Below are 24,369 nucleotides of genomic sequence, written 5' to 3' on the forward strand. Positions count from 1 at the left end.
CCATCGAAGCGGCGACCGTCGTCAAGCCGCAGGACGCCAGGTTGCAGATGTTCGGCGAGTTCTGGCATTACTTCTCCGTCAACAAGGGCGCGGTGATCGGGCTCTTCGTCTTCGCGCTGCTGATCCTGATCGCCATTTTCGCGCCGCTGCTGGCGCCGCATTCGCCGGACGATCAGTTCCGCGACTTCTTCCTGACGCCGCCGGCCTGGCAGGAGGGCGGCAATGCGCAGTTCCTGCTCGGCACCGACGCCGTCGGCCGCGATATGCTGTCGCGCCTGATCTACGGCTCGCGCTTCTCGCTCGCCATCGGCTTCGTCGTTGTCACGTCAGCGCTGATTTCAGGCGTCATCCTCGGCCTGCTCGCCGGCTACTGCCGCGGCTGGGTCGACACGCTGATCATGCGCATCATGGACATCATCCTGGCCTTCCCGTCGCTGCTCTTGGCCCTGGTGCTGGTCGCGGTGCTCGGCCCCGGCCTCGTCAACGCCATGATCGCCATCGCCTTCGTGCTGCAGCCGCATTTCGCCCGGCTCACCCGCGCCGCCGTGATGGCCGAAAAGACCCGCGAATATGTCGTCTCGGCCAAGGTCGCCGGCGCCAGCCATCTCAGGCTGATGCTGGTCACCATCCTGCCAAACTGCATCGCGCCGTTGATCGTGCAGGCGACGCTGTCCTTCTCCAACGCCATCCTCGAGGCGGCGGCCCTTGGCTTCCTCGGCATGGGCGCGCAGCCGCCGACGCCGGAATGGGGCACCATGCTGGCCGAAGCGCGCGAGTTCATCCTGCGCGCCTGGTGGGTGGTGACCTTCCCCGGCCTCGCCATCCTGATCACCGTCTTTGCCATCAACCTGATCGGCGACGGTCTGCGCGACGCGCTCGACCCCAAGCTGAAGAGGTCGTGAGCATGTCTCTGCTCGAGATCAAGAACCTCACCGTTTCCTTCGACACCGCAGCCGGACCGTTCATGGCCGTGCAAGGCATCGACCTCTCGATCGAGCCGCGCGAAGTGCTGGCGATCGTCGGCGAGTCCGGCTCCGGCAAGTCGGTGTCGATGCTGGCGGTGATGGGGCTGTTGCCCAACACGGCAACCGTCAAGGCCGACCGCATGGCCTTCGACGGCATCGATCTGCTGAAGCTCAGCCCGTCCGAACGCCGCAAGATCGTCGGCAAGGACATCTCGATGATCTTCCAGGAGCCGATCGCCAGCCTCAATCCGTGCTTCACCGTAGGCTTCCAGATCGAGGAGGTGTTGCGCTTCCACATGGGCATGGACCGCGCCCAGCGCCGGGCGCGTGCCATCGAACTGATGAAGCTGGTCGGCATCGCCGACCCTGAAGAGCGGCTGAGTTCCTTCCCGCACCAGATGTCGGGCGGCCAGTGCCAGCGCGTCATGATCGCCATCGCCATTGCCTGCAATCCGAAACTGCTGATCGCCGACGAGCCGACCACGGCGCTCGACGTCACCATCCAGAAGCAGATCCTCGATCTGCTGGTTTCGCTGCAGGCCAAATACGGCATGGGCCTGATCATGATCACCCACAATATGGGCGTGGTGGCCGAGACCGCCGACCGCGTCATCGTCCAGTACAAGGGCCGCAAGATGGAAGAGGCCGACGTGCTGTCGCTGTTTGAATCGCCAAAGAGCAATTACACGCGGGCGCTGTTGTCGGCCTTGCCGGAAAACGCCGTCGGCGACCGGCTGCCGACCGTTTCCGACATGATGTTCGAGCCGGCGCCTTCTGCTGCGGGAGCCACCTGATGAGCACCACGGTTCTCGAAGGCAAGAACATCGTCCGCGACTACCACATCGGCGGCGGCCTGTTCACCGGGCCGCGCACCGTGCACGCGGTCAAGGGCGTCTCGTTCAAGGTCGACAAGGGCAAGACGCTGGCCATTGTCGGCGAAAGCGGCTGCGGCAAGTCAACGCTTGCCCGCATCATCACGCTGATCGATCCGGCGACATCGGGCGAATTGTTCATCGACGGCAACAAGGTTGACATCGCCAAGGGCGGATTGACCAAGGAGATGCGCCGCAAGGTGCAGATCGTCTTCCAGAACCCCTACGGATCGCTCAATCCGCGCCAGAAGATCGGCGACGTGCTGGGCGAGCCGCTTTTGATCAACACCGACAAGCCGGCGTCCGAGCGGCGCGACCTTGCGATGAAGATGCTGAAGAAGGTTGGCCTCGGCCACGAGCACTACAATCGCTATCCGCATATGTTTTCCGGCGGCCAGCGTCAGCGCATCGCCATTGCCCGCGCGCTGATGCTGAACCCGAGCCTGCTGGTGCTCGACGAGCCGGTCTCGGCGCTCGATCTGTCGGTGCAGGCGCAGGTGCTCAACCTGCTTGCCGACCTGCAGGATGAGTTCCAGCTGACCTATGTCTTCATCAGCCACGATCTGTCCGTGGTGCGTTACATCGCCGACGATGTGATGGTGATGTATTTCGGCGAGGCGGTGGAATACGGCTCGCGCGACGAGGTCTTTGCCGATCCCAAGCACAGCTACACCCGGACGCTGTTCGCGGCGACACCGCGCGCCGACGTCGCGTCGATCAAGGCGAGGCTGGCGAAGAAGAAAGCGGCTTAACGTCTCTTCGTCATCCTCGGGTCTGCACTGTGTCGCTACGCTCCCTTGTTCCGCCCATGGATGACGACGCTGGAGAGGCCGCCTCTCACGACAGCTTGGCGATGATGGCGCGCAGCGCCTCGCCGACTTTATGGATCTCCTCGACTGTATTGTAATGCACCAGCGAGGCGCGGATGGCGCCGCTATCCATCGAGAGATTGAGACGCTTCATCAGCCGTGGCGCGTACATGTGGCCGTCGCGGATGCCGATCTGCATCTCGGCCATTTCCTCGACGATCCGTTGTGGTGACAATTTGCCGATGTTGAAGCAGAAGGTCGGCACGCGCTCGGTGATCCGGGCCTCGTCGGAAACGCCGTAGATGGTCGCGCCGCAACCTTTCAGCACGGCCAGCATCTCACGCGCCAGCACCAGCTCATAGTCGCGGATGGCGCCCATGCCGGCAACGATGTTGTCGCGCCGCGAACGGTTGTTGGACGGCGCCAGATTGCGGCCTATCAGTTCCAGGTATTGCACGGCGGCATCCATGCCGGAGACGTTCTCGTAGATGAAGGTGCCGGCCTCGACCTTGTAGGGCGGCTCGTCGGGGATGAAATCCTCGCGGAAGGTCGGCAGCCGCTTCAGCGTCTCGAAGCGCCCCCACAGGAAGCCCATATGCGGCGAGAAATTCTTGTAGCCGGAGCAGACGAGATAGTCGCAGTCCCAGGCCTGCACGTCGATCAGTCCATGCGGCCCGTAATGCACGCAGTCGAGGAACACTTCGGCGCCGGCCGAATGCGCGATCTTGGCCACCGAAGCGACATCGACGATCGAGCCGATCGAGTGCGCCGTGACCGTGCAGGCGACCAGGCGGGTGCGGTCCGAAACCAGCGGACGCAGATCGTCGACATGCAGATTGCCGTCCTCGCGCATCCGCCACCATTTGAATTTCGCACCGGCCGATTCCAGCGCCAGCCAAGTCGCGATGTTGGCGTCATGGTCCATGTCGGTGACGACGATCTCGTCGCGCTCCTGCAGCATCTGGCCGATGCCGAGGCTGACCAGGCGGATGAACGAGGTGGCATTCATGCCGAAGCAGATTTCCGCCGGGCTGTAGGCGTTGATGAGCAGAGCGACGCTTGTCCGCGCATCGGCGACCGACTGGTCGACGGTGACGCTGCGGCCATAGCGGCCGCCACGCTGCACATTGTACGAAACCAGATGATTGGTCACCGCGTCGAGCACGCTCTGCGGGATCTGCGCGCCGGCGGCGTTGTCCAAAAAGATGAAATCGCCGGCCCGCTGCAAGGCTGGAAACATGGCGCGAATGGTGTCGACGGGGAACGCGGTGGCATTCGCATTGTCGGTTTGATGCTTATTCACGGGTAGGCTCCTGCGGAGGGCTTGGACGGGGTGGGATCGGTTGGCGAGGTCAGCGCTTCTTTTCGGTCTTGAAGCGCTCTTCAAGCAGGCTGACGAGGCGGACCATCGGCCAGAGGAAGATGAGATAGACAAGCGCGGCGCCGATCAGCGGCGATGGGTTGGCGTAGAGCGACTGCGCGTTGGTCGCTTCCTTCAAGAGTTCCGGCAGCGCCACGGTGGAGGCGAGCGAGGTGTCCTTGAACATCGAGACGCAGTTGCTGGTCATCGGCGGGATGACGACGCGGATCGCTTGCGGCAGCACCACCTTGCGCAAGGTCAGGAGGAACGGCAGGCCAAGCGCCTGCGACGCCTCGAACTGGCCACGCGGAATGCTTTCGATACCGGAGCGGAACACCTCGGCCGAGTAGGCCGACATGATGAAGGCGAAGGCTGTCACCGCCGATGCCCAGGACGATAGGCGTATGCCGAGGAAGGGCAGCGCATAGTAGATCAGGATCAGCACGACCAGCACCGGCAGGGCGCGGAAGATGTCGGTGTAGCCGACCGCGAGCCAGCGCAGCGGCTTCGGCGCATAGAGCCGCACCAGGCTGATCCCCAGGCCGATGGGGATGCCGATGCCGATGCTCAAAATGCCGAGCAGCAGCGTGTTCAGGAAGCCGCGCAGCAGCGCCGGCAGGCTGGACATGATGACGTCGGGGTTGAAGAAGGTGTCGATCAGCGACATGGGAGCGTTCCCGAACCCCAGAGCAAAGAATGCTCACGTTAAACTCGATGGGCCCGCCGAGGGCAGGAGATCTGCGGCAGAAGCCGGCGGCCAGGCGTGAAAGAATCGTGCCGGCCTGGAAAGCCGGCACGATGTTACCGCAGCTTTCAGCTCAGGCCTTCGGCAGCGGCATTTCCTTCATGGTCGAAGAGTCGGCGGGCGCGTCGCTGCCGAACCACTTCTTGTGGATCGCGGCCAGCGTGCCGTCCTTCTTCATCGCGCTCAGCGCATCGTTCAGCTTGCCGAGCAGCGGGTGGTCCTTGGTCATCATCAGGCCGTATTGCTCACCGGTCTTGATGCGCTCCTTGACCACCAGGTCCTTCATCTTGGTGAAGGAATATTCCATGCCCGGAATGTCGCTGACTGCCGCATCGACGCGGCCGGCGCTGAGGTCGAGCAGCAGGTTCTGCTGCGTGTCGTAGCCCTTCACGTCGCTGAAGCCGTCGGCTTCCTGATGCGCCTTGACCCAGGTTTCGCCGGTCGAACCGGACAGCACGCCGACGATCTTGCCCTTGAGGTCGGCCTCGGCCTTGATCGGGCTGTCGGCCTTGGTGGCGATGCCCATATCGGAATCATAATAGGGCTGCGTGAACGACTGTGACTTCAGCCGCTCCGCCGTGATGGTGATCGACGAGATGGCGACGTCGATGCGCTTCGAGGTGGTGGCGGCAAACAGCGCCTGGAAGCCGAGATCGGCGATGTCGGTGGTCATGCCGATGCGCTTGGCGGCTTCGTTGACGATGTCGACCTCGAAGCCTTCGAAAGTGCCGCTCTCGTTCTTGAATTCGAAGGGCGGGTTGGTCGGGTAGGCGCCGACATTGAGCACATCCGCGGCATAAGCGGTGGCGGGGCCGGCGGCGATGCCGATGGCGGCGGCGAGAAGAAGCAGTTTGCGACGCGTGAAGCTCATTTGTGTTCCCTCTGTTGTTGATCGGGCGGGTTGCTCCCGCACGGTTATTTGCCGCCCCGCTTCAGGCAGGGCGTCAATTCAAGGCAGCGACCATGCGGTCACGGTTGGCGATGTTGTGTGTTGCAGACCGCGAATCCGCGCACACGTCATCGAAGGCATGGCGCGTGTTGGATGATGACTGGGGCAGTATGAACGACAAGAACTGAGACTCCCACCCGGAGCACCCACGATGGACTGGCCGGCACGATGGACTGGTCTGCTCGATGGACTGGCCGGCAAGCCCGTCCGGCACGGCAATCGCCATCGACTCCGGAATGCTTATCCAAAGTGCGGCGCTTTTCAAGGCGAAAGTTTTAAGCTTAAAAAGCTGCGATGTCCGTTGCGTGGTGGACACGGTGCGGCCCGCTGGAACCGATACCCGCGAGCGATGGTGACGCCAAGCTATTTCAGGCTTGAAATATTTCCGCGCGGGCCTAGCGTGCGATCTTCGCCGGGAGGTCGCGACGTGAACAAACCACACCCTTTGCACGGCTCGAACAGACTGAAGCTTGGCGTCTTTTCGACCAATGCCGATGGCGGGCTTGCCATCACCGATGTGCCGGAGCGCTGGGCGGCGAGCTGGCAGGACAATGTGACCGCAGCCCAGATCGCCGACCGCGCCGGGCTGGAGTTCATGCTGCCGATCGCGCGTTGGCGCGGCTTCGGCGGCCGCAACAAGGTGCGCGAATGGTCGTTCGAGACCTTCACCTGGGCGGCGGCACTCGCCATGGCCACCGAGCAGATCGGCCTGTTCATGACCGTGCATGTGCCGCTGGTGCATCCGCTCTATGCCGCCAAGGCGCTGGCGACGGTCGACCATATTAGCCAGGGCCGCGCGGGCTTGAACATCGTCTGCGGCTGGAACCCGAAGGAATTCGGCATGTTCGGCACGCCTTTGGTCGAGAAGGGCTACGATCAGGCGGCCGAATGGATCGAAATCCTGGAAAAGCTTTATGCGTCGGCCGAGCCGCTCGATTACGAAGGCACTTATTACCGCCTCAAGGAGGCTGTCAGCCGGCCGGCCAGTCTGCAGGTTCCGCGCCCCGTGACCATGAACGCCGCCTTCGGCGGGCCGGGCCGCGATTTCGCTGCCGCCCGGTGCGATTATCTGTTCACGACATTTTCGGAAATGAGCGATGCCGGCAAGCATGTCGCCGACATCAGCGAGCGGGCCGATAAGGCAGGCCGCGATGTCGGCGTCTACACCGTGGCGCATGTCGTCTGCCGCCCGACGATGGAAGAGGCGCAGGCCTACTACACGCGCTACGCCGTCGATATGGCCGACCATGACGCCGTCGATGCCCACATGGCCGGCAAGAAGGAATTCTCGCAATCGCACGACCCGCACGCCTATGACCGCTACCGGCAGCGTTTCGCCGGCGGCGCCGGCACCTACCCGCTGATCGGAACGCCGGAAACGATCGCCGCCGACATGGTCGCCATTGCCGGACAAGGCTACCAGGGCATCGCGCTGTCCTTCGTCAACTACACGCAGGAGCTACCCTATTTCTGCGATCACGTGCTGCCGATCTTGAGGCAGGCGGGGCTTCGCGAATAATTTATTCCTGAGGCAGCCAATAATTTATTCCGGAATGACGGCAGTTGCCTGGATTTCCACCTTGGCGCGATCCTCGACCAGCGCCACCACCTGCATGGCGGCCATCGCCGGAAAATGCCGGCCGATGACCTCGCGATAGGCCTCGCCGATACCCCTGAGATTGGCAAGGTATTCGGCCTTGTCGGTGAAGTACCAGGTCATCGAGGTGATGTGCTGCGGCCCCGCGCCGGCTTCCGCCAGCACCGCGACGATGTTCTGAAGCGTTTGCCGCACCTGGCCAACAAAATCGTCGGTCTCGAACTGGCATTGCCCGTTCCAGCCGACCTGTCCGCCGACGAAGACGATCTGCCCGTGTGCCGCGACGCCATTGGCGTAGCCGACAGGTTTTGCCCAGCCTTCGGGCTGCAGAATCCTGTGCATTCAAAACCTCCCGGTATTCCAAAACCCAATTTTCAAAATCGAACGCTCGTCAATTTGCCGCCGTCAGGCCGCGCCCATCACTTGCCGCGCAATCACCACTTTCTGCACGTCGGAGGCACCCTCATAGATGCGCAGCGCGCGGATTTCGCGATACAGGCTTTCGACGATGTGGCCTTTGCGGACGCCGTCGCCGCCGTGCAGCTGCACGGCCTTGTCGATGACCTCTTGCGCCTTGTCGGTGGCAAACAGCTTGGCCATCGCCGCCTCGCGCGTGACGCGGGCAGCACCCATGTCCTTGGTCCAGGCGGCGCGGTAGACCAGCAGCGCCGCCGCATCGACATCGAGCGCCATGTCGGCGATGTGCCCCTGCACCATTTGCAATTCGGCCATCGGCGCGCCGAACAGTTTGCGCTCGGCCACGCGTTTGATGCTTTCATCCAGTGCGCGGCGGGCAAAGCCGAGTGCCGCCGCACCGACGGTCGAGCGGAACACATCGAGCACCGACATGGCGATGCGGAAGCCGTCGCCTGGCTTGCCGATCTGTGCGGTGGCCGGCAGGCGGACCCGGTCGAAAGACAGCCGCGCCAGCGGATGCGGCGCGATCACTTCGAGCCGTTCGGCGATGCCAAGGCCCCTGGCGTCGCCAGGCACGAGGAAAGCGGAAAGTCCCTTGGCGCCCGGCGCCTCGCCGGTGCGGGCAAAGACGACATAGAGGTCGGCGATGCCGCCATTGGAGATCCAGGTTTTTTCGCCTGTAAGAACGTAGCTATCGCCGTCGCGGGTCGCCGTCATTTCCGTGTTGGCGACATCTGATCCCGAGCGCGGCTCCGACAGGGCGAAGGCTGATATCGCCTTGCCGGCGCGCGTCTTCGAAAGCCATTGCTGCTGCTCCACCGTGCCGAACAGGCTGAGCGCGCCGGTGCCCAGCCCTTGCATGGCGAAGGCAAAGTCGGCCAACCCGTCATGGCGGGCGAGCGTCTCGCGCGTGATGCACAAAGTGCGGACGTCGAGGGGACCCGGGTTGTCGGTGTCGAGCGCCGTCGGCTTCAGCCAGCCGTCTCGGCCGAGCTTGCTGACCAGCTCGCGGCAGGCGGCGTCGACATCATGGTGATCGACTGGGAGGTTGGTCGTGCACCATGCCTCGAGGTGCTCGGCTAGTTCGCGATGGCGGTCTTCGAAGAACGGCCAGGAGAGGAAGGAACGATCAGGCATTGGTGGCCCCGCTATTGAGGCCTTGCGCACTACGGCGCCCCCCTCCCGCCAACATCTCCACGCAAAGCATCATCCTCAATCCCCCTCGAACACCGGCTTTTCCTTGGCCACGAACGCCTTGTAGGCGCGTTCGAAGTCGCGGGTCTGCATGCAGATCGCTTGCGCCTGCGCTTCCGCCTCGATCGCCTGGTCGAGACCCATCGACCATTCCTGGTTGAGCTGGGTCTTGGTGATGCCGTGCGCGAAGGTCGGGCCGGAGACGATGCGCGCCGCCATGTCGAGCGCGTCGGCCTCCAGCGATGCGGCATCGACCAGCCGGTTGTAGAAACCCCAGCGTTCGCCTTCATCAGCCGTCATGGTGCGGCCGGTGTAGAGCAGCTCGGCGGCGCGGCCCTGGCCGATGATGCGCGGCAGGATCGCGCAGGCGCCCATGTCGCAGCCGGCGAGGCCGACGCGGGTGAACAGGAACGCGGTCTTGGCTTCCGGCGTGGCGATGCGGATGTCGGAGCTCATCGCAATGATGGCGCCGGCGCCGACCGCGACGCCGTCGACCGCCGCAATGATCGGCTTGCCGCAATTCAGCATCGCCTTGACGAAATCGCCGGTCATGCGGGTGAAGACCAGGAGCTCCTTCATGTCCATTTTGACCAGCGGGCCGATAATGTCGTGGACATCGCCGCCGGAGCAGAAATTGCCGCCATTGGAAAGGAACACCACGGCGTCGACATCGTCGGCATAGACGAGGTCGCGGAACGTGTCGCGGAGTTCCGCATAGCTGTCGAAGGTCAGCGGGTTCTTGCGCTCCGGCCGATCGAGCCGGACCTTGGCGATCCTGCCCTCGACCTCCCAGAGGAAATGCTTCGGCTTGCGCCCGGCCATTGCGGTCATTCGCGTCCCTCCCAGTTGCTGCGGAACGAGGTCAGCATGCCGGTCAGCCGGCGCGCGTCGTCCTCACTGACCTTGCCCAGCAATTCGCCGATCCAGCCTTCATGCGCCGCGGCGATCGCGGCAAAGGCCTGCGTGCCTTCCTCGGTCAGCCGCACCATCGACGTGCGGCGGTCGCCATTGCGCCGCGCGCGGGCGACAAGTCCTTCCGAAACCAGCCGGTCGACGATGCCCGTGACATTGCCGTTGGAGACCAGCAGGAAGCGCGACAGGTCGCTCATCAGCATGCCTTCCGGCGCGCGATAAAGCGCTGCCATCACGTCGAAGCGCGGCAGCGTCGTGTTGAAGTCCTTCTTTAGCCGCTCGCGCAGCTCGGCCTCGATCGTGCGCGAGGCACGCAGCAGCCTGATCCACAGACGCAAGCGGTCCTTGCCGGGTCCCGACGGCGCGGGCAGGGGGCCGGCTACCATGTTTCGCCTCCTGAGATGGAAATCGCCTGTCCGGTGATCGATTGGGCGGCGTCACCGCACAGCCACAGCACGGCGGCGGCAATTTCATCCGGCTGGATGAAGCGGCCTTGCGGGTTGGTCGAGGCAAGGCTCGACCGCGCTTGTTCGGCCGAGCGGCCGGTCTTTTCGATGATGCGCCGGATGGACTCTTCCAGCATTTCGGTTTCCACAAAGCCTGGGCACACCGCGTTGACGGTGAGGCCGGATTTCACTGTTTCGGCGGCAAGCGCCCGCATCAGGCCGATGACGCCATGCTTGGCGGCGACGTAAGACGCGACATAGGCGTAGCCTTTCAGGCCGGCGGTCGAGGCGATGAAAACAATTCGTCCCGTTTTCCGCGCGGCCATTCCGGCCAGCGCGGGCTTCACCGTCAGGAAGGCACCGGTCAGATTGACGTCGAGCGTCCGCTGCCAGTCGCTGAGCGCGGTTTTGTGCGCCGGCGCGCTGCCGGCCATGCCGGCATTGGCGACGACGATGTCGAACGGGCCGCGCGCGGCTTGCGCCCTCTCGTAGAGCGCCGCCATTGCCGCCTCGTCGGTGACATCGGCGGCGATGCCAGAGATGCGGTCGTTTTCGCCGGCCACCTTGGCGAGCTCTGCTTCCCGGCGGCCGCAGATGGTGACGCCGATGCCGGCAGCAGCCAGCGCCAGCGCGATGGCCCGCCCGACGCCGGAGCCGCCGCCAGTGACCAGCGCATGCTTGCCGGGTATCGTCGCGGCGGCCATCATACTTTCAGCCCCGCTGCGGCGTCGCGGTCGGCCAGACGGTAGAGCTGGTCGCGTCCGGGCAGATAGGGATCAGGCCATTTGACACCGCGGTCGCCGAGCGTGACGGCGGCATGCAGCGTCCAGTAGGGATCGGCAAGATGCGGCCGCGCCAGCGCCACCAGGTCGGCGCGGCCGGCCATCAGGATCGAATTGACATGGTCCGGCTCGTAGATGTTGCCGACCGCCATCGTCGCCATGCCGACCTCGTTGCGGATGCGGTCGGAAAACGGCGTCTGGAACATGCGGCCATAGACAGGCTTGGCCAGTGCCGAGGTCTGGCCTGCCGAGACATCGCAGATGTCGACGCTGGCCTCATGCAGCAGCCGCGCGATCTCGACCGCGTCGGCCGGCGTCACGCCCTCGATGCCGACCCAGTCATTGGCCGAAATGCGCATCGAGATCGGCTTCTCCGCCGGCCAGGCGGCGCGCACCGCGCGGAAGATTTCGAGGGGATAGCGCATGCGATTGTCCAGCGAACCGCCATATTCATCCGTGCGCCGGTTGGTGACCGGCGTGATGAAGGACGACAAGAGATAGCCATGCGCGGCGTGGATTTCGAGCATGTCGAAGCCGCAGCGATCGGCCATCTCGGCCGAAGCGACGAATTCGTCGCGCACGCGGTCCATGTCGGCGCGGTTCATCGCCTTCGGAACCTGATTCTGCGGCGACCACGCAACGGCCGAAGCCGCCATCACCGGCCAGTTGCCTGAGACCAACGGCACGTCAGTGCCCTCCCAGCCGAGCCGGGTCGAGCCCTTGGCGCCGGAATGGCCGATCTGGGCGCAGATCTTGGCCTCGGTCTCGGTGTGGACGAAATCGACCAGCCGCTTCCACGCCACCTCATGCTCGGGCGCGTAGAAGCCGGGACAGCCGGGCGTGATGCGCCCTTCCGGGCTGACGCAGGTCATCTCGATATAGATGAGACCGGCGCCACCCTTGGCCCGCTCGGCATAATGCGTGAAATGCCAGTCGGTCGGGCAGCCGTCGACAGCCTTGTACTGCGCCATCGGCGAAACGACGACGCGGTTCTGCAGCCTCATGTCGCGCAGCTTGAACGGCGCGAACATCGGCGCGCGGCGCAGGCTGTTGCCGCCGGCGCCCGCCTGGCGCTGGAACCATTCTTCCGCGCTTTCAAGCCATTCGGCATCGCGCAGTCGCAGATTCTCGTGGCTGATACGCTGCGAGCGGGTCAAAAGCGAATAGTTGAACTGCACCGGATCGAGGCCGAGATAGCGCTCGACCTCCTCGAACCATTCCAGCGAATTGCGCGCCGCCGATTGCAGCTTGAGCACCTCGGTGCGGCGGGCATCCTCATATCTGCGGAAGGCGGCATCCAAGTCCGGCTCGGTTTCGACATATTCGGCCAGCGCCACAGCACTTTCCAGTGCCAGCTTGGTGCCGGAGCCGATCGAGAAATGCGCCGATGCCGCCGCATCGCCCATCAGCGCGAGATTCTTGTAAGACCAGCGCTCGCACAGCACGCGCGGGAAATTGATCCAGGCCGAACCGCGGATATGGTTGGCGTTCGTCATCAAGGCGTGGCCGCCGAGATGTTTTTCGAAGATCCGCTCACAAACGGCGATCGATTCCTGCTGCGACATTGCGCCGAAGCCGAATGCGCCCCAGGTCTGTTCGCTGCATTCGACGATGAAGGTCGCCGTGTCGCTGTCGAACTGGTAGGCGTGCGCCCACACCCAGCCATGCTCGGTCTTCTCGAAGATGAAGGTGAAGGCGTCGTCGAATTTCTGGTTGGTGCCGAGCCAGACGAACTTGCATTTGCGGGTGTCGATGTCGGGCTTGAAGATGTCGACGAAACTGTTGCGCGCCCTGGAGTTCAGGCCGTCGGCAGCGACGACCAGATCGTGCGTCTCCATGTAAGGCTTGGGATCGGCGATGTCGGTCTCGAACATCAGCTTGACGCCGAGTTCACGCGCCCGGCGCTGCAGCAGGACCAGCAGCCGCTTGCGGCCGATGCCGCAGAAACCGTGCCCTGACGAGACCGTGCGCACGCCGTCATGAATGACGGCGATGTCGTCCCAGTAGGCAAAGTGCTTCTTGATCCAGACGGCGCTGACCGGATCGTTTTTCGACAGATTGTCGAGCGTTTCGGCCGACAGCACGACGCCCCAGCCGAACGTGTCGTCGGCGCGGTTGCGCTCGAACACCGTCACATCGTGGGCGGCGTCCCTCAGTTTCATCGAAATGGCAAAGTAGAGGCCGGCTGGTCCGCCGCCGAGAACCGCAACCTTCATCTGTGCGATCTCCTCTTCGCTTGCTGGAGTTCAGTATCGCGCCGGCGACAAGATATTTCAAGCTTAAAGTTTTATATCAGAACGATCGTCCTGACATGGCGAAAGCGCGCCTGCGTGTCATCGCGCAAGCGCGCTGCCGGATCACTTTTCCGGGTTCTTCGGGCTCCACAGCACCGTCTCGGCGCCCTTCTCATAGGCCATGCCATCGGGATAGCTGATCGCTTCCAGTTGCAGCCCCCACGGCGCCTGGAAATAGAGGATGGTCTGGCCGGCGGCCGGCCCTTCCTTGACCGGCAGCGGCCCCATCCGCGTCTTGACGCCCTTGCCTTCGAGATAGGCTTTGGCAGCAGCGACGTCGTCGACATAGAAGGCGATGTGGAAGCCGCCAATGTCGCTGTTCTTCGGCGTCAGGTCCTTCTGGTCCGGTGCTGTGTATTTGAACAGCTCGATGTTCGAGCCGTAGCCACAACGCACCATGGTGACCTCTTCGATCACCGCCTTCGGATCGACGCCCAGGAGATCCTGCATGAAGGTGCCCTTGTCGTCGGCGAACGGGCCGAACGACATCGCCTTCTTGCAGCCGACCACTTCGGTGAAGAAGTCGACCGCCTGCTTCATGTCGGGAACCGTGATGCCGGTGTGGTCGTGGCCGCGCATGCCCGGGATCGAATCCGCCGAGGCCATGCCGGCGCTGCCGAGCATTGCGGCGGCGAGCGTTGCAATTGCGATTGTGGTCTTCATGTCAGTCCTCTCCATTTGGCGGGACTTGGGTCTTTGTGGTCGCACGTCCGAGGCCCGCTCGTCGGCGTGCGTATGCATTCATGGCGGCGCCTTGGCGGCGGAAGGAATGTCCAGCCAACTCGCATCGATCTCGGGCAGCGGAATGGCCGCGATGAGATCGCGCGTGTAGCTTTGCCGCGGCTTGTCGAACAAGGTGTCGGTGGCGCTCGCTTCGACGATCACGCCTTCGCGCATGACGATCACCTGCCGGCACAGCCGCCGGATGACCGACAGATCGTGGCTGATGAAAGCGACGGTCAGCCCCATCTCCGCGGCAAGCTCCTCCAGCAGGGTGAGGATCTGCGCCTGCGTCGAGACGTCGAGGCCCGAGACGATCTCGTCGGCCAGCACGAATTTCGGCGACAGCGCCAGAGCGCGCGCAATGCCGACGCGCTGGCGCTGGCCGCCCGACAGTTCGTGCCGATAGCGGCTGGCGAAACTTTGCGGCAGGCCGACACGCTGCAGCGCCTCGGCGACGCGCGCCTTCAGGTTGTCGCCAAGACCATTCTGCTTCAAAGGCGCGGCGATAATGCTGGCAATGGTGCAGCGCGGGTTGAGCGACGACATCGGATCTTGAAAAATCATCTGCAGATTGCGCCGCAGCGGCCGCAGCTCCGCTTCCGGCAGATTGGTGATGTCGCGGCCGTCGAAGCGGATGCTGCCGGCGCTTGGCTCCAGCAGGCGCACCAAAGCGCGGCCGAGCGTCGACTTGCCCGAACCGGATTCGCCGACGATGCCGGTCACCGAGCCCCGCGGCAGGTCGAAGTCCAGGCCCTTCAGGATTTCGGCCAATGGCGCGCGGCCGATCAGTGGCTTGCGCGTCATGTCGGGCAGCGCGACCTTCAGCCCGCGCACGGAGAACAACGGTTCAACCATGCGGCCGCCTCCAGGCTTGGTCGGCGGCAGCGATCTCCGAAGCAAGTCCGGCCAGCACCGCCTCGTCCACCGGTCTTAGCGAGGCGAAAGGATCGGTGTAGCGTGGCGTCGCCGCGATCAGCGCCCGTGTGTAGGGGTGCTGCGGCGCGGCGAAGAGCGCTGCGGTCTCGGCCTCCTCCACCACCTTGCCGGCATAGAGCACCGAGACCCTCTGGCTGATCTTGGCGACGACGCCGAGATCATGGGTGACGAACAGGATCGCCGTGCCATGCTCGCGCTGCAACGCAGCGATCAGCCGCAGGATCTGCTTCTGAACGGTGACGTCGAGCGCCGTGGTCGGCTCGTCGGCGACGATCAGCCTTGGCTCCGCGGCGAAGGCGGCGGCGATCAGCACGCGCTGGCGCATGCCGCCGGACAGTTCGTGCGGATAGCTTTTGAGCACGCGGTCGGGGTCGCGGATCTGCACCTCGTCCAGCAACTGGCGAATGCGGGTATCGGCCTTCTCGCCACTCCAGCCGAGGATGCGCACCAGCCGGTCGGTCATCTGCGAGCCGATGCGGCGTGACGGGTTGAGAGCGGTCAGCGGGTCCTGCGGGATCAGCGCCGTGCATGCCCCGATCAGCGTGCGCCGTGCCTTGGGCGGCAACTTGCCGAGGTCTTCGCCCTCAAGCAACATATCGCCTTCGACGATGCGCACGCTCGACGGCAGCACACCGAGCACCGCCTTGCCGATCATCGTCTTGCCGGCGCCGCTTTCGCCGACCAGCGCGCGGACCTCGCCGGGCTGAACGGCAAGCGACACCGAGCGCAATACGCGCTGGCCGTTGGGCAGCACGGCGCTCAGATCCCTGATGTCGAGACAGGCGCTCATCGCAGCACCGGATCGAAACGCGTCTTCAGCGCCTCGCCGAACTGGCTGAACGACAGCACGGTCAGGATCAGCGTGATCAGCGGAAATACGAGCACCCACCAGGCCTGGTGGATCGACAGCCGGCCCTCGGCGATGATGCCGCCCCAGGTCGGGTCGTCGGTCGAGATCGACAGATTGACGAAGGACAGGATCGCCTCGACGATGACGGCGATGCCCATTTCCAGCGACAGCAGCGCCACGATTGACGGCACCACATTGGGCAGCACTTCGCGCAGCATGATGCCGATGCGGCCATAGCCGGCGATGCGGGCATTCTCGACATAGTCCATGCGCGACTGGCCCATCGTCTCGGCACGGATCACCCGGCAGAAACGCGTCCAGTCGATGATGGCGATGGCGAGGATGACGGAACTCAAGCCTGTGCCGAGCACCGCAACCAAAAGGATGGCGAACAGCACCGGCGGAAACGCCATCCAGACATCGACGATGCGCGAGATGATGCGGTCGGCCCAGCCGCCGAAATAGCCGGCTATGAGCCCCAGCATCGAGCCGACCAGGCAGGCGGCGATGGCCGCGGCGAAAGCGACGATGAAGGCGATGCGGCCGCCGAAGATCAGCCGGGACAACAGATCGCGGCCGAGGCTGTCCGTGCCGAGCCAATAGCCGGGTTCGGCGCCGGCCATCCAGAACGGCGGCAACCGTTCCAGCATCAAATCCTGCGCCAGTGGATCCTGCGGCGCGACCAGCGGCGCGAAGATTGCCGCCAGAAGCGCCAGCAGCAGCCAGCCGCCGGCCAGCCACAGACGCGGCGACACAGCTCGTCTTTGAGCGCGGCCCTCATCCATGGCGCAGCCTTGGATTGAGCAGTGCGTACATCATGTCGACGCTGAGGTTGATCAGCACGAACAGCAGCGCGAAGACCAGCACGATGCCCTGAATCAGCGGCAGGTCGCGGTTGATGACGGCGTCGATCGCCATGTTGCCGAGGCCCTCATAGGAAAACAGCCGCTCGACGATGACGGTGCCGCCGATGAGGAAGGTGAACTGCACGCCGACCAGCGTCAGCGTCGGCAGAGCGGCATTCTTCAGCGCCTCGCGCAGGATGACCTGCGTTTCCGAAAAACCCTTGACCCGTGCCAGCACGACATAGTCGAGGTCGAGCACTTCCTTCAGCGACTGTTTCAGCAGCTGCGAGATGATCGCCGCCAGCGGCAGCGCCAGCGCCACGGCCGGCATCAGCATGTGTTTCAGCAGATCCCAGGTCAGGTCGAGGCGCAGACGAAGCAAGCTCTCGAACAGATAAAACTGGGTGACGAAGGGCAGGTCGAGCTGCGGCGACACCCGGCCGGAAATGTCGAAGATCGGCACCAGCACGCCGAACAGCAGGATCAGCACCAGGCCCCACAGGAAGTCGGGAATGGAAAGCGCCGCGCCGCTGGCGATGTCGATGCCGGCCTCGACCGCCGTGCCGCGTTCGCGCGCGCCGATGATTGCCGTCGTGCCGCCGAGCGCCACCGCCATCACAAGCGCGACGATGGCAAGCTCCAGCGTCGCTGGCAGCCGGTTGAAGACGAGACCCAGCACATCCTGCCTGAGCGAAATCGAGGTGCCGAAATCGCCCCTGGCGACGCCTGACAGCCAGATGAAGAATTGCTGCACGATGGTCTTGTCGAGGCCGTAGAGCGCTCGCAGCCGGGCAATGTCGGCATCCGTAGCACCAGGCGGCAGCATCATGGCGATCGGATCGCCGGGCGCGACGCGGATCACGACAAAGACGACGATGGCCACGCCGAACAGCGTGATCAGCATCGTCAGCAGACGGATCAGGAATCTTTGCAGGAGCATTCTGGCGTAGGCCTAATGCGTTTCAGTGACTGATGGAACGAAGACCCCTCATCCGGCCGCTTCGCGGCCACCTTCTCCCCGAGGGGAGAAGAGGTCGCTGACGGCTGAGCCGGTCTCTTCTCTCCAGCGGGGAGAAGGTGGCCCGAAGGGCCGGATGAGGGGGCCTGCGCAAGTTGGGAGAAGGCATGTCGGCTTTGCGACAGCGCGCCTTTCTCGACTCTCTCAGGCCGGGGTCATCAGGGCCGGCAGCAGCGCGCCCGACACATGCTGAACCACATTGACACCCTTGGCATGGACGATGGGCTGCGCATACTGCATCAGCGGCAGCACATAGGCCTGCTCGGCGATGTATTTGTCGACAGCCTTCCAGCCGGCGATGCGCTTGGCCTCGTCCTTCTCGCCCCACAACGGGTTGATCATGTCGATCAAATCCTGGCTGTCCCACACCGAATGCGGGCTCGGGCCGTACATGGCAAAGCCGGTCGAGGTGGTCGGATCGCCGATGGCGTTGCCCCAGTTGTAGAAGGCGGCCGGCGCCAGCTTATCGGCGGCGCGCAGTTCGTAGTGCTTTGCGATCTCGTAGACCTCGATCGTCGCCTCGATGCCGACCTTGCGCCACATGCCGACGATCGCCTGGATCATCTCATAGTCCTTGGGCTTGAAGCCCTTGGTCGTCTGGATGGTGAACTTGACCGGCTTTTCCGGCGAATAGCCGGAGGCAGCCAGCAATTCCTTGGCCTTTTCCGGATTGTGCTCGACCTTGATCGACGCGTCGTAGGATGCGTATTCCGGCGTTTCCAGCGTATCGATCGGCTGTCCGTAGCCGCGCAGCAGGCGATCGACCAGCAGCTTCTTGTCGACGGCCATCACGGCGGCCTGACGGACGTTCTTGTCCAGCATCGCCTCGATGTCGTTGAAGAAGATCATGCCGATGTCGGAAACGTTCTTGCACGAGCCGGCCAGCCCGTCCTTGGCGATCAGCCGGTCATACTCCTCGTAGGGGATTTCGAGCGTCACTTGCGAGGAGCCGGATTCGATCTCGGCGACGCGGCTTGCCGCGTCGGCGACGAACTTGATCGTCACATTCTCGAAGGCCGGCTTGCCGCCCCAGTAGTTCGGGTTTGCCTTGAGCCGCAGGAAAGCGTTGCGCTCGAACTTTTCCACCATGTAGGGGCCGGTGCCGATCGGCGCCTTCTCGAAACCTTCGGCGCCGACCTTCTCGTAATAGGCCTTCGGCATGATGTAGCCGGTCAGGAACGACATCCATTTGAAATAGACCGGGTCGAACTGCACGACGTCGCCGGTGATCTTGTTGCCGTCGATCTTGAAGTTGTTGACGTTCTTCCAGACGAACTGGATCGGGTTGCCGGTCTTTTCGTCGCCTGCCCGCTGTAGCGACCAGACGACGTCCTCGGCCGTGAACGGCGAGCCGTCATGCCAGGTCACGCCTTCGCGCACCGTCATCATGATCTTCGTGCGGTCGTCGTTCCAGCCCCATTCGGTGAGCAGGCCCGGCGCGAAGGACAAATCGGGCTTCTGCGGGATGAACTGGTCGAATACCGACTGGTAAAGCCCCTGGATCGTCGGGTTGACGGCCGAGGGTCCGGTGGTCGGATCCCAGGATGGCAGGTTGACATTGTAGGCGATGGTCAGTTCGCCGGCAGCCGCCCTAGCGATCTGCGGCAGGCCGACGGCGGCCACTCCGAGTGCCGCGGCGCTGTATCCCAGCAATTCCCGTCTGTTGATTGTCATGGTCGTTCCCCTTGTTGGTTTTGTTTCTGCGCGGCGTCTTCAGGTCATTGGTTCAGGCTTCTTGGGCAGCAGCGCCTTGCCCCTCGTAGCCTCAAGGAAATCTCCGGCTCCTACCTCCCGCCAAGTTGTTGTGCGAGCATGAAGCCCGACGCCGCACCGGTGCCGGCGCCCGGCCATGTCGCGGCTCCAGTGAGGTGCAGATGCGCCACCGGCGTGTTCCAGCCGGCATAGTTGCGCGCCGGGCGGAATAAAAAGTTCTGCGCCAGATGATGGCTGCCGCAGACCTGGTCGCCACCGACGAGATTCGGGTTCTCACGCTCGAGGTCGATGGGCGAGAAGACGGCGCGGCCGAGAATCTTGTTGCGCAGGCCGGGCGCATAGGTCTCGATGATGTCGAGGACACGGTCTGCGTAGACCTCCTTCACCTTGTCCCAATGGTCCGGTGCGATCTTGCCGGCGGCATCGCCCAGGATTTCGGCCGGCAGCATGCGCACTTGCACCCACAGCACATGCTTTCCCTGAGGCGCCCGCGACGGGTCGATCGCCGTCGGCTGGCCGACCACCAGCACCGGCTCGTCCGGCAGCATGCCCGCCATGGCCTGCTGATAGGTGCGCGACATAGCGTCGAGCGACGACGACAGATGCACATAGGCGAACTGCCGAAGCTCCGCTCCGGCACGCCAATCCGGCAAATCGTCCAGCGCCAGGTGGATCATCATCGTGCCTGGCGCATGGCGGAATTTCTGCATCGCCGTGTCGAAGCCGGCGTCGCCCGAACCATTGGGCAGCAGCTTGCCCGTCAGCGCCTTGGGCGCGACGCCGGCAATGACTGCCCTGGTGGCGGTATGCGTCTCGCCCGAAGCGAGCCGTACGCCGGTCGCCCTGCCGGCGGAAACCGTGATCTCGGCGACTTCGGCGCCGGTGACGATCTTGCCGCCGGCGGAGGTCACCATGCCAGAGAGGGCACGGATGATGGTATCGGCGCCGCCCTTGCCCAGCACCATGCCGAAACTCTGGTTGGCCATCGATTCCAGATAGGGGAACACGGCACCGCCGGCGATATCCGGGGCGAAGTCGAGATGCATGCCCCAAGTGGCGAGCGTTGCCCTGATATGCGGCGACTCGAAAGTTTCCTCCAGCCAGGCGCGGGGTGAGGACAGCAGCAGCCGGCCCGTATCGAGCGAACCGGCGATGCCCTTCTTGCGCCACAGGTTCCACGCCGTGCCGGCAAGCGCGCGGGCACTCATCGGCGAACCCAGCAGCCGGAACAGGTGTTCGGCCTCTGCCGGGAAGGCGGCAACCAGCCTGCGCCATGTGGCGGCGTCGGCGGCTGAGAAGGCGGCGATGCGCGCGGCGGTCTTTTCCAGATCGTTGCTGACGCCGAACCAGCGCCCGTCAGGGAATGCGCTGGCAAAACAGTCGGCGACCGGGGCGAACTCCAGCCCCTGCGCTTTCAATTCATTTGCATATTTCCGGTGGAATGCCGAGCCGGCGAAGAGGCTGAGATTCATCGCGCCGAAATCGTGGCGGAAGCCGGGAAGGGCGAATTCGCGCGTCTGGACGGCGCCGCCGATTGTCGCGCCGCGCTCGAAAACCCCTGTTTTCCAGCCTTTGAGCGCCAAATGCGCGGCGCATGCCAGACTGTTGTGGCCCGCCCCGACAAAGATGGCGTCGAACTCGCTCACGCCCTGTCCCCATTTCCTTTATGCTTAAAGATAATTGCAGATGCATATGTTTTCGTCTAGTAGGATATTAAGGGCCGAGACGAGCCTTGATCATCACACGAAAGAGGGAACTTCAAACCATGGACACGCAAAAACTCCTCGGCGAAGTCGCCGGCCAGCTTCTTTCAGGCGCCATCAAGGTGGTCGACCTGTCGGCGCCGCTCGGGCCGGACACGCCGTTGATCAAGCTACCGCCGGAACTCGCCGTCGACACGCCGAAGGTCGAGATCCACAACATCTCCCGTTACGACAAGAACGGTCCGTGGTGGGCCTGGAACTGGCTGAAGCTCGGCGAACATTCGGGCACGCATTTCGACGCGCCGCAGCACTGGATCAGCGGCAAGGATTATCCGGACGGCGCCACCGACACCATTCCGGCGCAGAATTTCGTCGGCCCCGTCAATGTCATCGATTGTTCGAAGGAAGCCGCCGCCGACCCCGATTTCCTGCTCACCGTCGACCACATCAAGGCCTGGGAAGCCAAGCACGGCGCGATCAATGCCGGCGAATGGGTGGTGATGCGCACCGACTGGTACAAGCGCAACGGCTCGGAAGCCGAGTTCCTCAACGCCAACGAGACCGGCCCGCACACGCCCGGGCCGACGGCCGAAGCCATCCAGTTCCTGATCAGCAAGGACATCAAGGGCTGGGGCTCGGAGACGATCGGCACCGATGCCGGCAAGGCCGGTGGCATGGAGCCGCCATTCCCGGCGCACACGCTGATGCACAAGGCCAACCGCTACGGTCTCGCCAGCCTCTGCAACCTCGACCAGCTGCCGCCGAAGGGCGCCATCCTGATCGCGGCGCCGCTCAAGATCGAGCACGGCACCGGCAGCCCGATTCGCGCGCTGGCGCTGGTGTCGAAGCAATAAAGCGAGGTGGGTCTTCGGGAGAAGATCATGCGAGAAGGCGAAACCGGGTTGATGGCAGGTAGAGGGTGGCAGGCTTGTAGCGCTAGCGCCCTACGGCGCCCCCCTCTGTCCTGCCGGACATCTCCCCCTCAAGGGGGGAGATTGGCCTTCACAATGGTTTTCGCCAATCTGCGACGTTGCAGGATTGAGTGGGGCGCCGAAGCTGCCAATCTCCCCCCAAGAGGGGGAGATTGCCGGCAGGCCAGAGGGGGGCGCCGCAGAGCGCAATTCCACGCGATTGAACTCCACTGCCCGCAAGCAAAGAGCAACCGCCAATGACCGCCCCCGATCACATCATCGTCGGCAGCGGCATCAACGCGCTGGTCTGCGCGGCGATGCTTGGCGGCAAAGGGGCGCGTGTGCTCGTCCTGGAGCGCAACGACCGCATTGGCGGTTGCTTGCGCACCGAGGAGATCACCGCACCCGGCTTCATCCATGATGTGATGGCGACGACCTTCGTGCTGTTCATCACCTCGCCGGCCTTTGCGGCACTGGGCGCCGATCTCGCGCGCCACGGGCTGGAGTTCTGCCACACGGGCACGCCGACGGGCGTGCTGCGGCCGGATGGCAGCCATGCCGTGCTCAGCACCGACCGTGCCGCCAACATCGCCGCCCTCAACGCAATCGCGGCAGGCGACGGTGACCGGCACGCGGATGATGTCGGCGGCATCGAACGCAATGCCGGCCTGCTGTTTGGCTTGCTCGGCGGCAGCCTGTGGTCCTACCCGACAGCGAAGCTGCTTGCCGGTGATGGCTGGCGGCGTGGCCCGCGCGGCCTTGCCGCCTTCCTCGGCGAAGCTCTGGTGCCGGCGCGCGGCTGGCTCGAAAACACCTACCGGTCCGAAACCATCCGCGCGCTGTGGGCACCCTGGGTACTGCATGCCGGGCTTGGACCCGAGGACGCCTTCTCCGGCCAGATCGCCAAGGTGATCGCCTTCGCACTTGAGGCGGCCGGAGCACCGATCGTCAAGGGTGGGGCAAAAAACCTGCTGGCGGCCTTCGAGGCTTTGATTCGGGAACGCGGCGGCGATATCCGCACCGGCGCCGATGTCGCTTCGATCGTTCAAAACAATGGCCGGGCAACCGGCGTGCGGCTGGCCTCGGGCGAGACAATCAATGCCGACAAGAGCGTCATCTGCTCGGTTACGCCAACGCAGCTCTATGGCAGGCTGCTTGGCGCGGATGCACCCAAAGCCGATGTCGAGGCGACGCAAAAGTACCGCTACGGCAAAGGCAATTTCCAGATCCACTACGCCTTGGACAAACCGCCCGCATGGCCGGGCGAAGGCTTGGATAAGGTGGCGCTGCTGCACCTGACACCGGGCCTGGATGGCGTCTCGAAAGCCTGCAACGAGGCGGCGCGGGGCATGTTGCCGGAGGTGCCGACCATCTGTGTCGGCCAGCCGCATGCGCTTGACCCATCGCGCTGCCCTGAAGGCAAGGCGATCCTGTGGCTGCAACTGCCCGAGGCGCCTCGCCACATCAAGGGCGACGCGGCCGGCAAGCTGCAGGCGCCGGCAGACGGGCAATGGACCGATGTGCTGCGCGAAGCCTATGCCGACCGCATTGAGGCGATCCTCGCCAGCCATATCGAAGGCTTCAAGGACAGCGTCATCGCGCGCCGCGCCTATTCGCCGGCCGATCTGGAGGCGATGAACATCAACCTGGTCGGCGGTGACCCCTATGGCGGTTCCTCGACCATCGACCAGTCTTTCCTGTGGCGGCCGTTCAAGACCAGCCGCAATCATCAGACCGGCATCAAGGGTCTCTACCATATCGGCGCCTCGACCCACCCGGGTGCGGGTCTCGGCGGCGGTTCCGGATTTCTCCTGGCGGGGAGGCTGTGATGGAAGAGAAGGTCGCGGAAAAGCGCCAGCGCATTTCGACCCTGGGGCAGATCGGGCTGCAGCAATTCGCGCCCTATCTGATGAACCGCATCATGGGCCGCTACAACGCCACCTTGCGCGACGATTTCCGCAAGCAGGGCCTGACCATCCCGCAGGTCCGCACGCTCGCCGTGCTGTCGGTCACCGACGGTATCACCGTCAACGACCTCTCGGTCTATACGGTCATCGAGCAATCGACCTTGAGCCGGACCCTCGATACGCTGGAGGGCCAGGGTCTGGTGCGACGCGAGCAGGGTGTCACCGACAGCCGAATCCGCCATGTGTTCCTGACCGACGAGGGCCGCGCCGAGTTCACCCGCGCCTGGCCGGCCATGCACGACGCGTTCGAAGCGATGTTCGACGACATCGACGATGCCGAATATTCCGCGCTCATCGCCACGCTTTTGAAGATGCTGAAGAACATTCGCAAGCACGACATCTAGACCTACGCGCCGCCAGC

23 protein-coding genes are annotated in these 24,369 nt (G+C 64.1%); 7 read left to right on the forward strand and 16 right to left on the reverse strand.

Going from position 1 to position 24,369, the window contains the following annotated elements:
• Positions 1-47: 47 nt before the first annotated feature.
• Genes LB559_RS08270 through LB559_RS08280 form a run of 3 tightly spaced genes read left to right on the forward strand, consistent with a single transcriptional unit; the run spans position 48 to position 2,589 of the window.
• Positions 48-902: an ABC transporter permease subunit gene (locus tag LB559_RS08270; RefSeq protein WP_224618710.1), complete on the forward strand. Its 855-nt coding sequence runs from the start codon at positions 48-50 to the stop codon at positions 900-902.
• A 2-nt stretch (positions 903-904) separates the two neighbouring features.
• Positions 905-1,759, forward strand: a complete 855-nt coding sequence (locus LB559_RS08275) for an ABC transporter ATP-binding protein (RefSeq protein WP_224673751.1) — start codon at positions 905-907, stop codon at positions 1,757-1,759.
• Entirely contained in the window at positions 1,759-2,589 is an 831-nt protein-coding gene (locus LB559_RS08280; protein ID WP_013527989.1) for a dipeptide ABC transporter ATP-binding protein, read from the forward strand. Before LB559_RS08275 ends, LB559_RS08280 begins: the two co-directional genes overlap by 1 nt.
• 85 nt (positions 2,590-2,674) lie before the next feature.
• Here LB559_RS08280 and LB559_RS08285 read toward each other — a convergent pair whose 3' ends face one another.
• The 3 genes from LB559_RS08285 to LB559_RS08295 form a co-directional block, all read right to left on the reverse strand.
• The gene (locus LB559_RS08285) at positions 2,675-3,949 is read right to left on the reverse strand and encodes a cysteine desulfurase-like protein (RefSeq protein ID WP_224673752.1); all 1,275 of its coding nucleotides are present in this window, start codon (positions 3,947-3,949) and stop codon (positions 2,675-2,677) included.
• Between the two features lie 49 nt (positions 3,950-3,998).
• Complete coding sequence (locus LB559_RS08290) at positions 3,999-4,673, reverse strand: amino acid ABC transporter permease (protein ID WP_013527987.1); 675 nt, start codon at positions 4,671-4,673, stop codon at positions 3,999-4,001.
• A gap of 151 nt (positions 4,674-4,824) precedes the next feature.
• Positions 4,825-5,622: an ABC transporter substrate-binding protein gene (locus tag LB559_RS08295; protein ID WP_224673753.1), complete on the reverse strand. Its 798-nt coding sequence runs from the start codon at positions 5,620-5,622 to the stop codon at positions 4,825-4,827.
• A 505-nt stretch (positions 5,623-6,127) separates the two neighbouring features.
• Between LB559_RS08295 and LB559_RS08300 the strand changes: the two genes are divergently transcribed.
• Entirely contained in the window at positions 6,128-7,219 is a 1,092-nt protein-coding gene (locus tag LB559_RS08300) for an LLM class flavin-dependent oxidoreductase (RefSeq protein ID WP_224673754.1), read from the forward strand.
• 24 nt (positions 7,220-7,243) lie between these two features.
• Here LB559_RS08300 and LB559_RS08305 read toward each other — a convergent pair whose 3' ends face one another.
• The 13 genes from LB559_RS08305 to LB559_RS08365 form a co-directional block, all read right to left on the reverse strand.
• Positions 7,244-7,639 (reverse strand): RidA family protein, encoded by a 396-nt coding sequence (locus LB559_RS08305; protein ID WP_224673755.1) that lies wholly within the window; start codon positions 7,637-7,639, stop codon positions 7,244-7,246.
• A gap of 63 nt (positions 7,640-7,702) precedes the next feature.
• Positions 7,703-8,851: an acyl-CoA dehydrogenase family protein gene (locus tag LB559_RS08310; protein WP_224673756.1), complete on the reverse strand. Its 1,149-nt coding sequence runs from the start codon at positions 8,849-8,851 to the stop codon at positions 7,703-7,705.
• Positions 8,852-8,926: 75 nt separating this feature from the next.
• Positions 8,927-9,739: an enoyl-CoA hydratase family protein gene (locus tag LB559_RS08315; RefSeq protein ID WP_013527980.1), complete on the reverse strand. Its 813-nt coding sequence runs from the start codon at positions 9,737-9,739 to the stop codon at positions 8,927-8,929.
• Positions 9,736-10,206 carry a MarR family winged helix-turn-helix transcriptional regulator gene (locus tag LB559_RS08320; protein ID WP_013527979.1) on the reverse strand — a complete coding sequence of 157 codons (471 nt, stop codon included), beginning with the start codon at positions 10,204-10,206 and terminating at the stop codon, positions 9,736-9,738. The genes LB559_RS08315 and LB559_RS08320 overlap by 4 nt, the downstream gene beginning before the upstream one ends.
• Positions 10,200-10,973: an SDR family NAD(P)-dependent oxidoreductase gene (locus LB559_RS08325; protein ID WP_224673757.1), complete on the reverse strand. Its 774-nt coding sequence runs from the start codon at positions 10,971-10,973 to the stop codon at positions 10,200-10,202. Before LB559_RS08325 ends, LB559_RS08320 begins: the two co-directional genes overlap by 7 nt.
• On the reverse strand, positions 10,970-13,264 hold the full coding sequence (locus LB559_RS08330; protein ID WP_224673758.1) for a bifunctional salicylyl-CoA 5-hydroxylase/oxidoreductase: 2,295 nt from the start codon (positions 13,262-13,264) through the stop codon (positions 10,970-10,972). The genes LB559_RS08325 and LB559_RS08330 overlap by 4 nt, the downstream gene beginning before the upstream one ends.
• A 141-nt stretch (positions 13,265-13,405) precedes the next feature.
• Positions 13,406-14,005, reverse strand: a complete 600-nt coding sequence (locus LB559_RS08335; RefSeq protein WP_024503399.1) for a VOC family protein — start codon at positions 14,003-14,005, stop codon at positions 13,406-13,408.
• Between the two features lie 78 nt (positions 14,006-14,083).
• Positions 14,084-14,920, reverse strand: a complete 837-nt coding sequence (locus LB559_RS08340; RefSeq protein ID WP_024503400.1) for an ATP-binding cassette domain-containing protein — start codon at positions 14,918-14,920, stop codon at positions 14,084-14,086.
• Complete coding sequence (locus tag LB559_RS08345) at positions 14,913-15,791, reverse strand: ABC transporter ATP-binding protein (protein WP_224673759.1); 879 nt, start codon at positions 15,789-15,791, stop codon at positions 14,913-14,915. Before LB559_RS08345 ends, LB559_RS08340 begins: the two co-directional genes overlap by 8 nt.
• Positions 15,788-16,636 (reverse strand): ABC transporter permease, encoded by an 849-nt coding sequence (locus tag LB559_RS08350; RefSeq protein ID WP_013527973.1) that lies wholly within the window; start codon positions 16,634-16,636, stop codon positions 15,788-15,790. The genes LB559_RS08345 and LB559_RS08350 overlap by 4 nt, the downstream gene beginning before the upstream one ends.
• Complete coding sequence (locus tag LB559_RS08355) at positions 16,629-17,636, reverse strand: ABC transporter permease (protein WP_127366625.1); 1,008 nt, start codon at positions 17,634-17,636, stop codon at positions 16,629-16,631. Before LB559_RS08355 ends, LB559_RS08350 begins: the two co-directional genes overlap by 8 nt.
• A gap of 222 nt (positions 17,637-17,858) precedes the next feature.
• Positions 17,859-19,388: an ABC transporter substrate-binding protein gene (locus tag LB559_RS08360; RefSeq protein ID WP_027161803.1), complete on the reverse strand. Its 1,530-nt coding sequence runs from the start codon at positions 19,386-19,388 to the stop codon at positions 17,859-17,861.
• A 110-nt stretch (positions 19,389-19,498) separates the two neighbouring features.
• Positions 19,499-21,073, reverse strand: a complete 1,575-nt coding sequence (locus LB559_RS08365; protein WP_224673760.1) for a phytoene desaturase family protein — start codon at positions 21,071-21,073, stop codon at positions 19,499-19,501.
• Positions 21,074-21,192: 119 nt separating this feature from the next.
• On the opposite strand from LB559_RS08365, the gene LB559_RS08370 reads away from it, so the two are divergent.
• From LB559_RS08370 to LB559_RS08380, 3 genes are all read left to right on the forward strand, one after another.
• Positions 21,193-21,984, forward strand: a complete 792-nt coding sequence (locus LB559_RS08370) for a cyclase family protein (protein WP_063169953.1) — start codon at positions 21,193-21,195, stop codon at positions 21,982-21,984.
• Positions 21,985-22,298: 314 nt separating this feature from the next.
• Positions 22,299-23,870, forward strand: coding sequence for a phytoene desaturase family protein (locus LB559_RS08375; protein ID WP_224673761.1), 1,572 nt, complete (start codon positions 22,299-22,301; stop codon positions 23,868-23,870).
• The gene (locus tag LB559_RS08380; protein WP_013527967.1) at positions 23,870-24,352 is read left to right on the forward strand and encodes a MarR family winged helix-turn-helix transcriptional regulator; all 483 of its coding nucleotides are present in this window, start codon (positions 23,870-23,872) and stop codon (positions 24,350-24,352) included. Before LB559_RS08375 ends, LB559_RS08380 begins: the two co-directional genes overlap by 1 nt.
• Positions 24,353-24,369: the final 17 nt, after the last annotated feature.

Origin of the sequence: Mesorhizobium sp. BR1-1-3, from assembly GCF_020165455.1 — a bacterium.
In the GTDB taxonomy this organism is placed as follows: domain Bacteria; phylum Pseudomonadota; class Alphaproteobacteria; order Rhizobiales; family Rhizobiaceae; genus Mesorhizobium; species Mesorhizobium ciceri.

Excerpts from the sequence above, each read along its gene's own strand:
- LB559_RS08270 (WP_224618710.1), top strand. The coding sequence starts at position 48 with ATGTTCGGCGAGTTCTGGCATTACTTCTCCGTCAACAAGGGCGCGGTG.
- LB559_RS08275 (WP_224673751.1), top strand. The coding sequence starts at position 905 with ATGTCTCTGCTCGAGATCAAGAACCTCACCGTTTCCTTCGACACCGCA.
- LB559_RS08280 (WP_013527989.1), top strand. The coding sequence starts at position 1,759 with ATGAGCACCACGGTTCTCGAAGGCAAGAACATCGTCCGCGACTACCAC.
- LB559_RS08290 (WP_013527987.1), bottom strand. The coding sequence starts at position 4,673 with ATGTCGCTGATCGACACCTTCTTCAACCCCGACGTCATCATGTCCAGC.
- LB559_RS08295 (WP_224673753.1), bottom strand. The coding sequence starts at position 5,622 with ATGAGCTTCACGCGTCGCAAACTGCTTCTTCTCGCCGCCGCCATCGGC.
- LB559_RS08305 (WP_224673755.1), bottom strand. The coding sequence starts at position 7,639 with ATGCACAGGATTCTGCAGCCCGAAGGCTGGGCAAAACCTGTCGGCTAC.
- LB559_RS08310 (WP_224673756.1), bottom strand. The coding sequence starts at position 8,851 with ATGCCTGATCGTTCCTTCCTCTCCTGGCCGTTCTTCGAAGACCGCCAT.
- LB559_RS08315 (WP_013527980.1), bottom strand. The coding sequence starts at position 9,739 with ATGACCGCAATGGCCGGGCGCAAGCCGAAGCATTTCCTCTGGGAGGTC.
- LB559_RS08320 (WP_013527979.1), bottom strand. The coding sequence starts at position 10,206 with ATGGTAGCCGGCCCCCTGCCCGCGCCGTCGGGACCCGGCAAGGACCGC.
- LB559_RS08325 (WP_224673757.1), bottom strand. The coding sequence starts at position 10,973 with ATGATGGCCGCCGCGACGATACCCGGCAAGCATGCGCTGGTCACTGGC.
- LB559_RS08330 (WP_224673758.1), bottom strand. The coding sequence starts at position 13,264 with ATGAAGGTTGCGGTTCTCGGCGGCGGACCAGCCGGCCTCTACTTTGCC.
- LB559_RS08335 (WP_024503399.1), bottom strand. The coding sequence starts at position 14,005 with ATGAAGACCACAATCGCAATTGCAACGCTCGCCGCCGCAATGCTCGGC.
- LB559_RS08340 (WP_024503400.1), bottom strand. The coding sequence starts at position 14,920 with ATGGTTGAACCGTTGTTCTCCGTGCGCGGGCTGAAGGTCGCGCTGCCC.
- LB559_RS08345 (WP_224673759.1), bottom strand. The coding sequence starts at position 15,791 with ATGAGCGCCTGTCTCGACATCAGGGATCTGAGCGCCGTGCTGCCCAAC.
- LB559_RS08350 (WP_013527973.1), bottom strand. The coding sequence starts at position 16,636 with ATGGATGAGGGCCGCGCTCAAAGACGAGCTGTGTCGCCGCGTCTGTGG.
- LB559_RS08355 (WP_127366625.1), bottom strand. The coding sequence starts at position 17,636 with ATGCTCCTGCAAAGATTCCTGATCCGTCTGCTGACGATGCTGATCACG.
- LB559_RS08360 (WP_027161803.1), bottom strand. The coding sequence starts at position 19,388 with ATGACAATCAACAGACGGGAATTGCTGGGATACAGCGCCGCGGCACTC.
- LB559_RS08370 (WP_063169953.1), top strand. The coding sequence starts at position 21,193 with ATGGACACGCAAAAACTCCTCGGCGAAGTCGCCGGCCAGCTTCTTTCA.
- LB559_RS08375 (WP_224673761.1), top strand. The coding sequence starts at position 22,299 with ATGACCGCCCCCGATCACATCATCGTCGGCAGCGGCATCAACGCGCTG.
- LB559_RS08380 (WP_013527967.1), top strand. The coding sequence starts at position 23,870 with ATGGAAGAGAAGGTCGCGGAAAAGCGCCAGCGCATTTCGACCCTGGGG.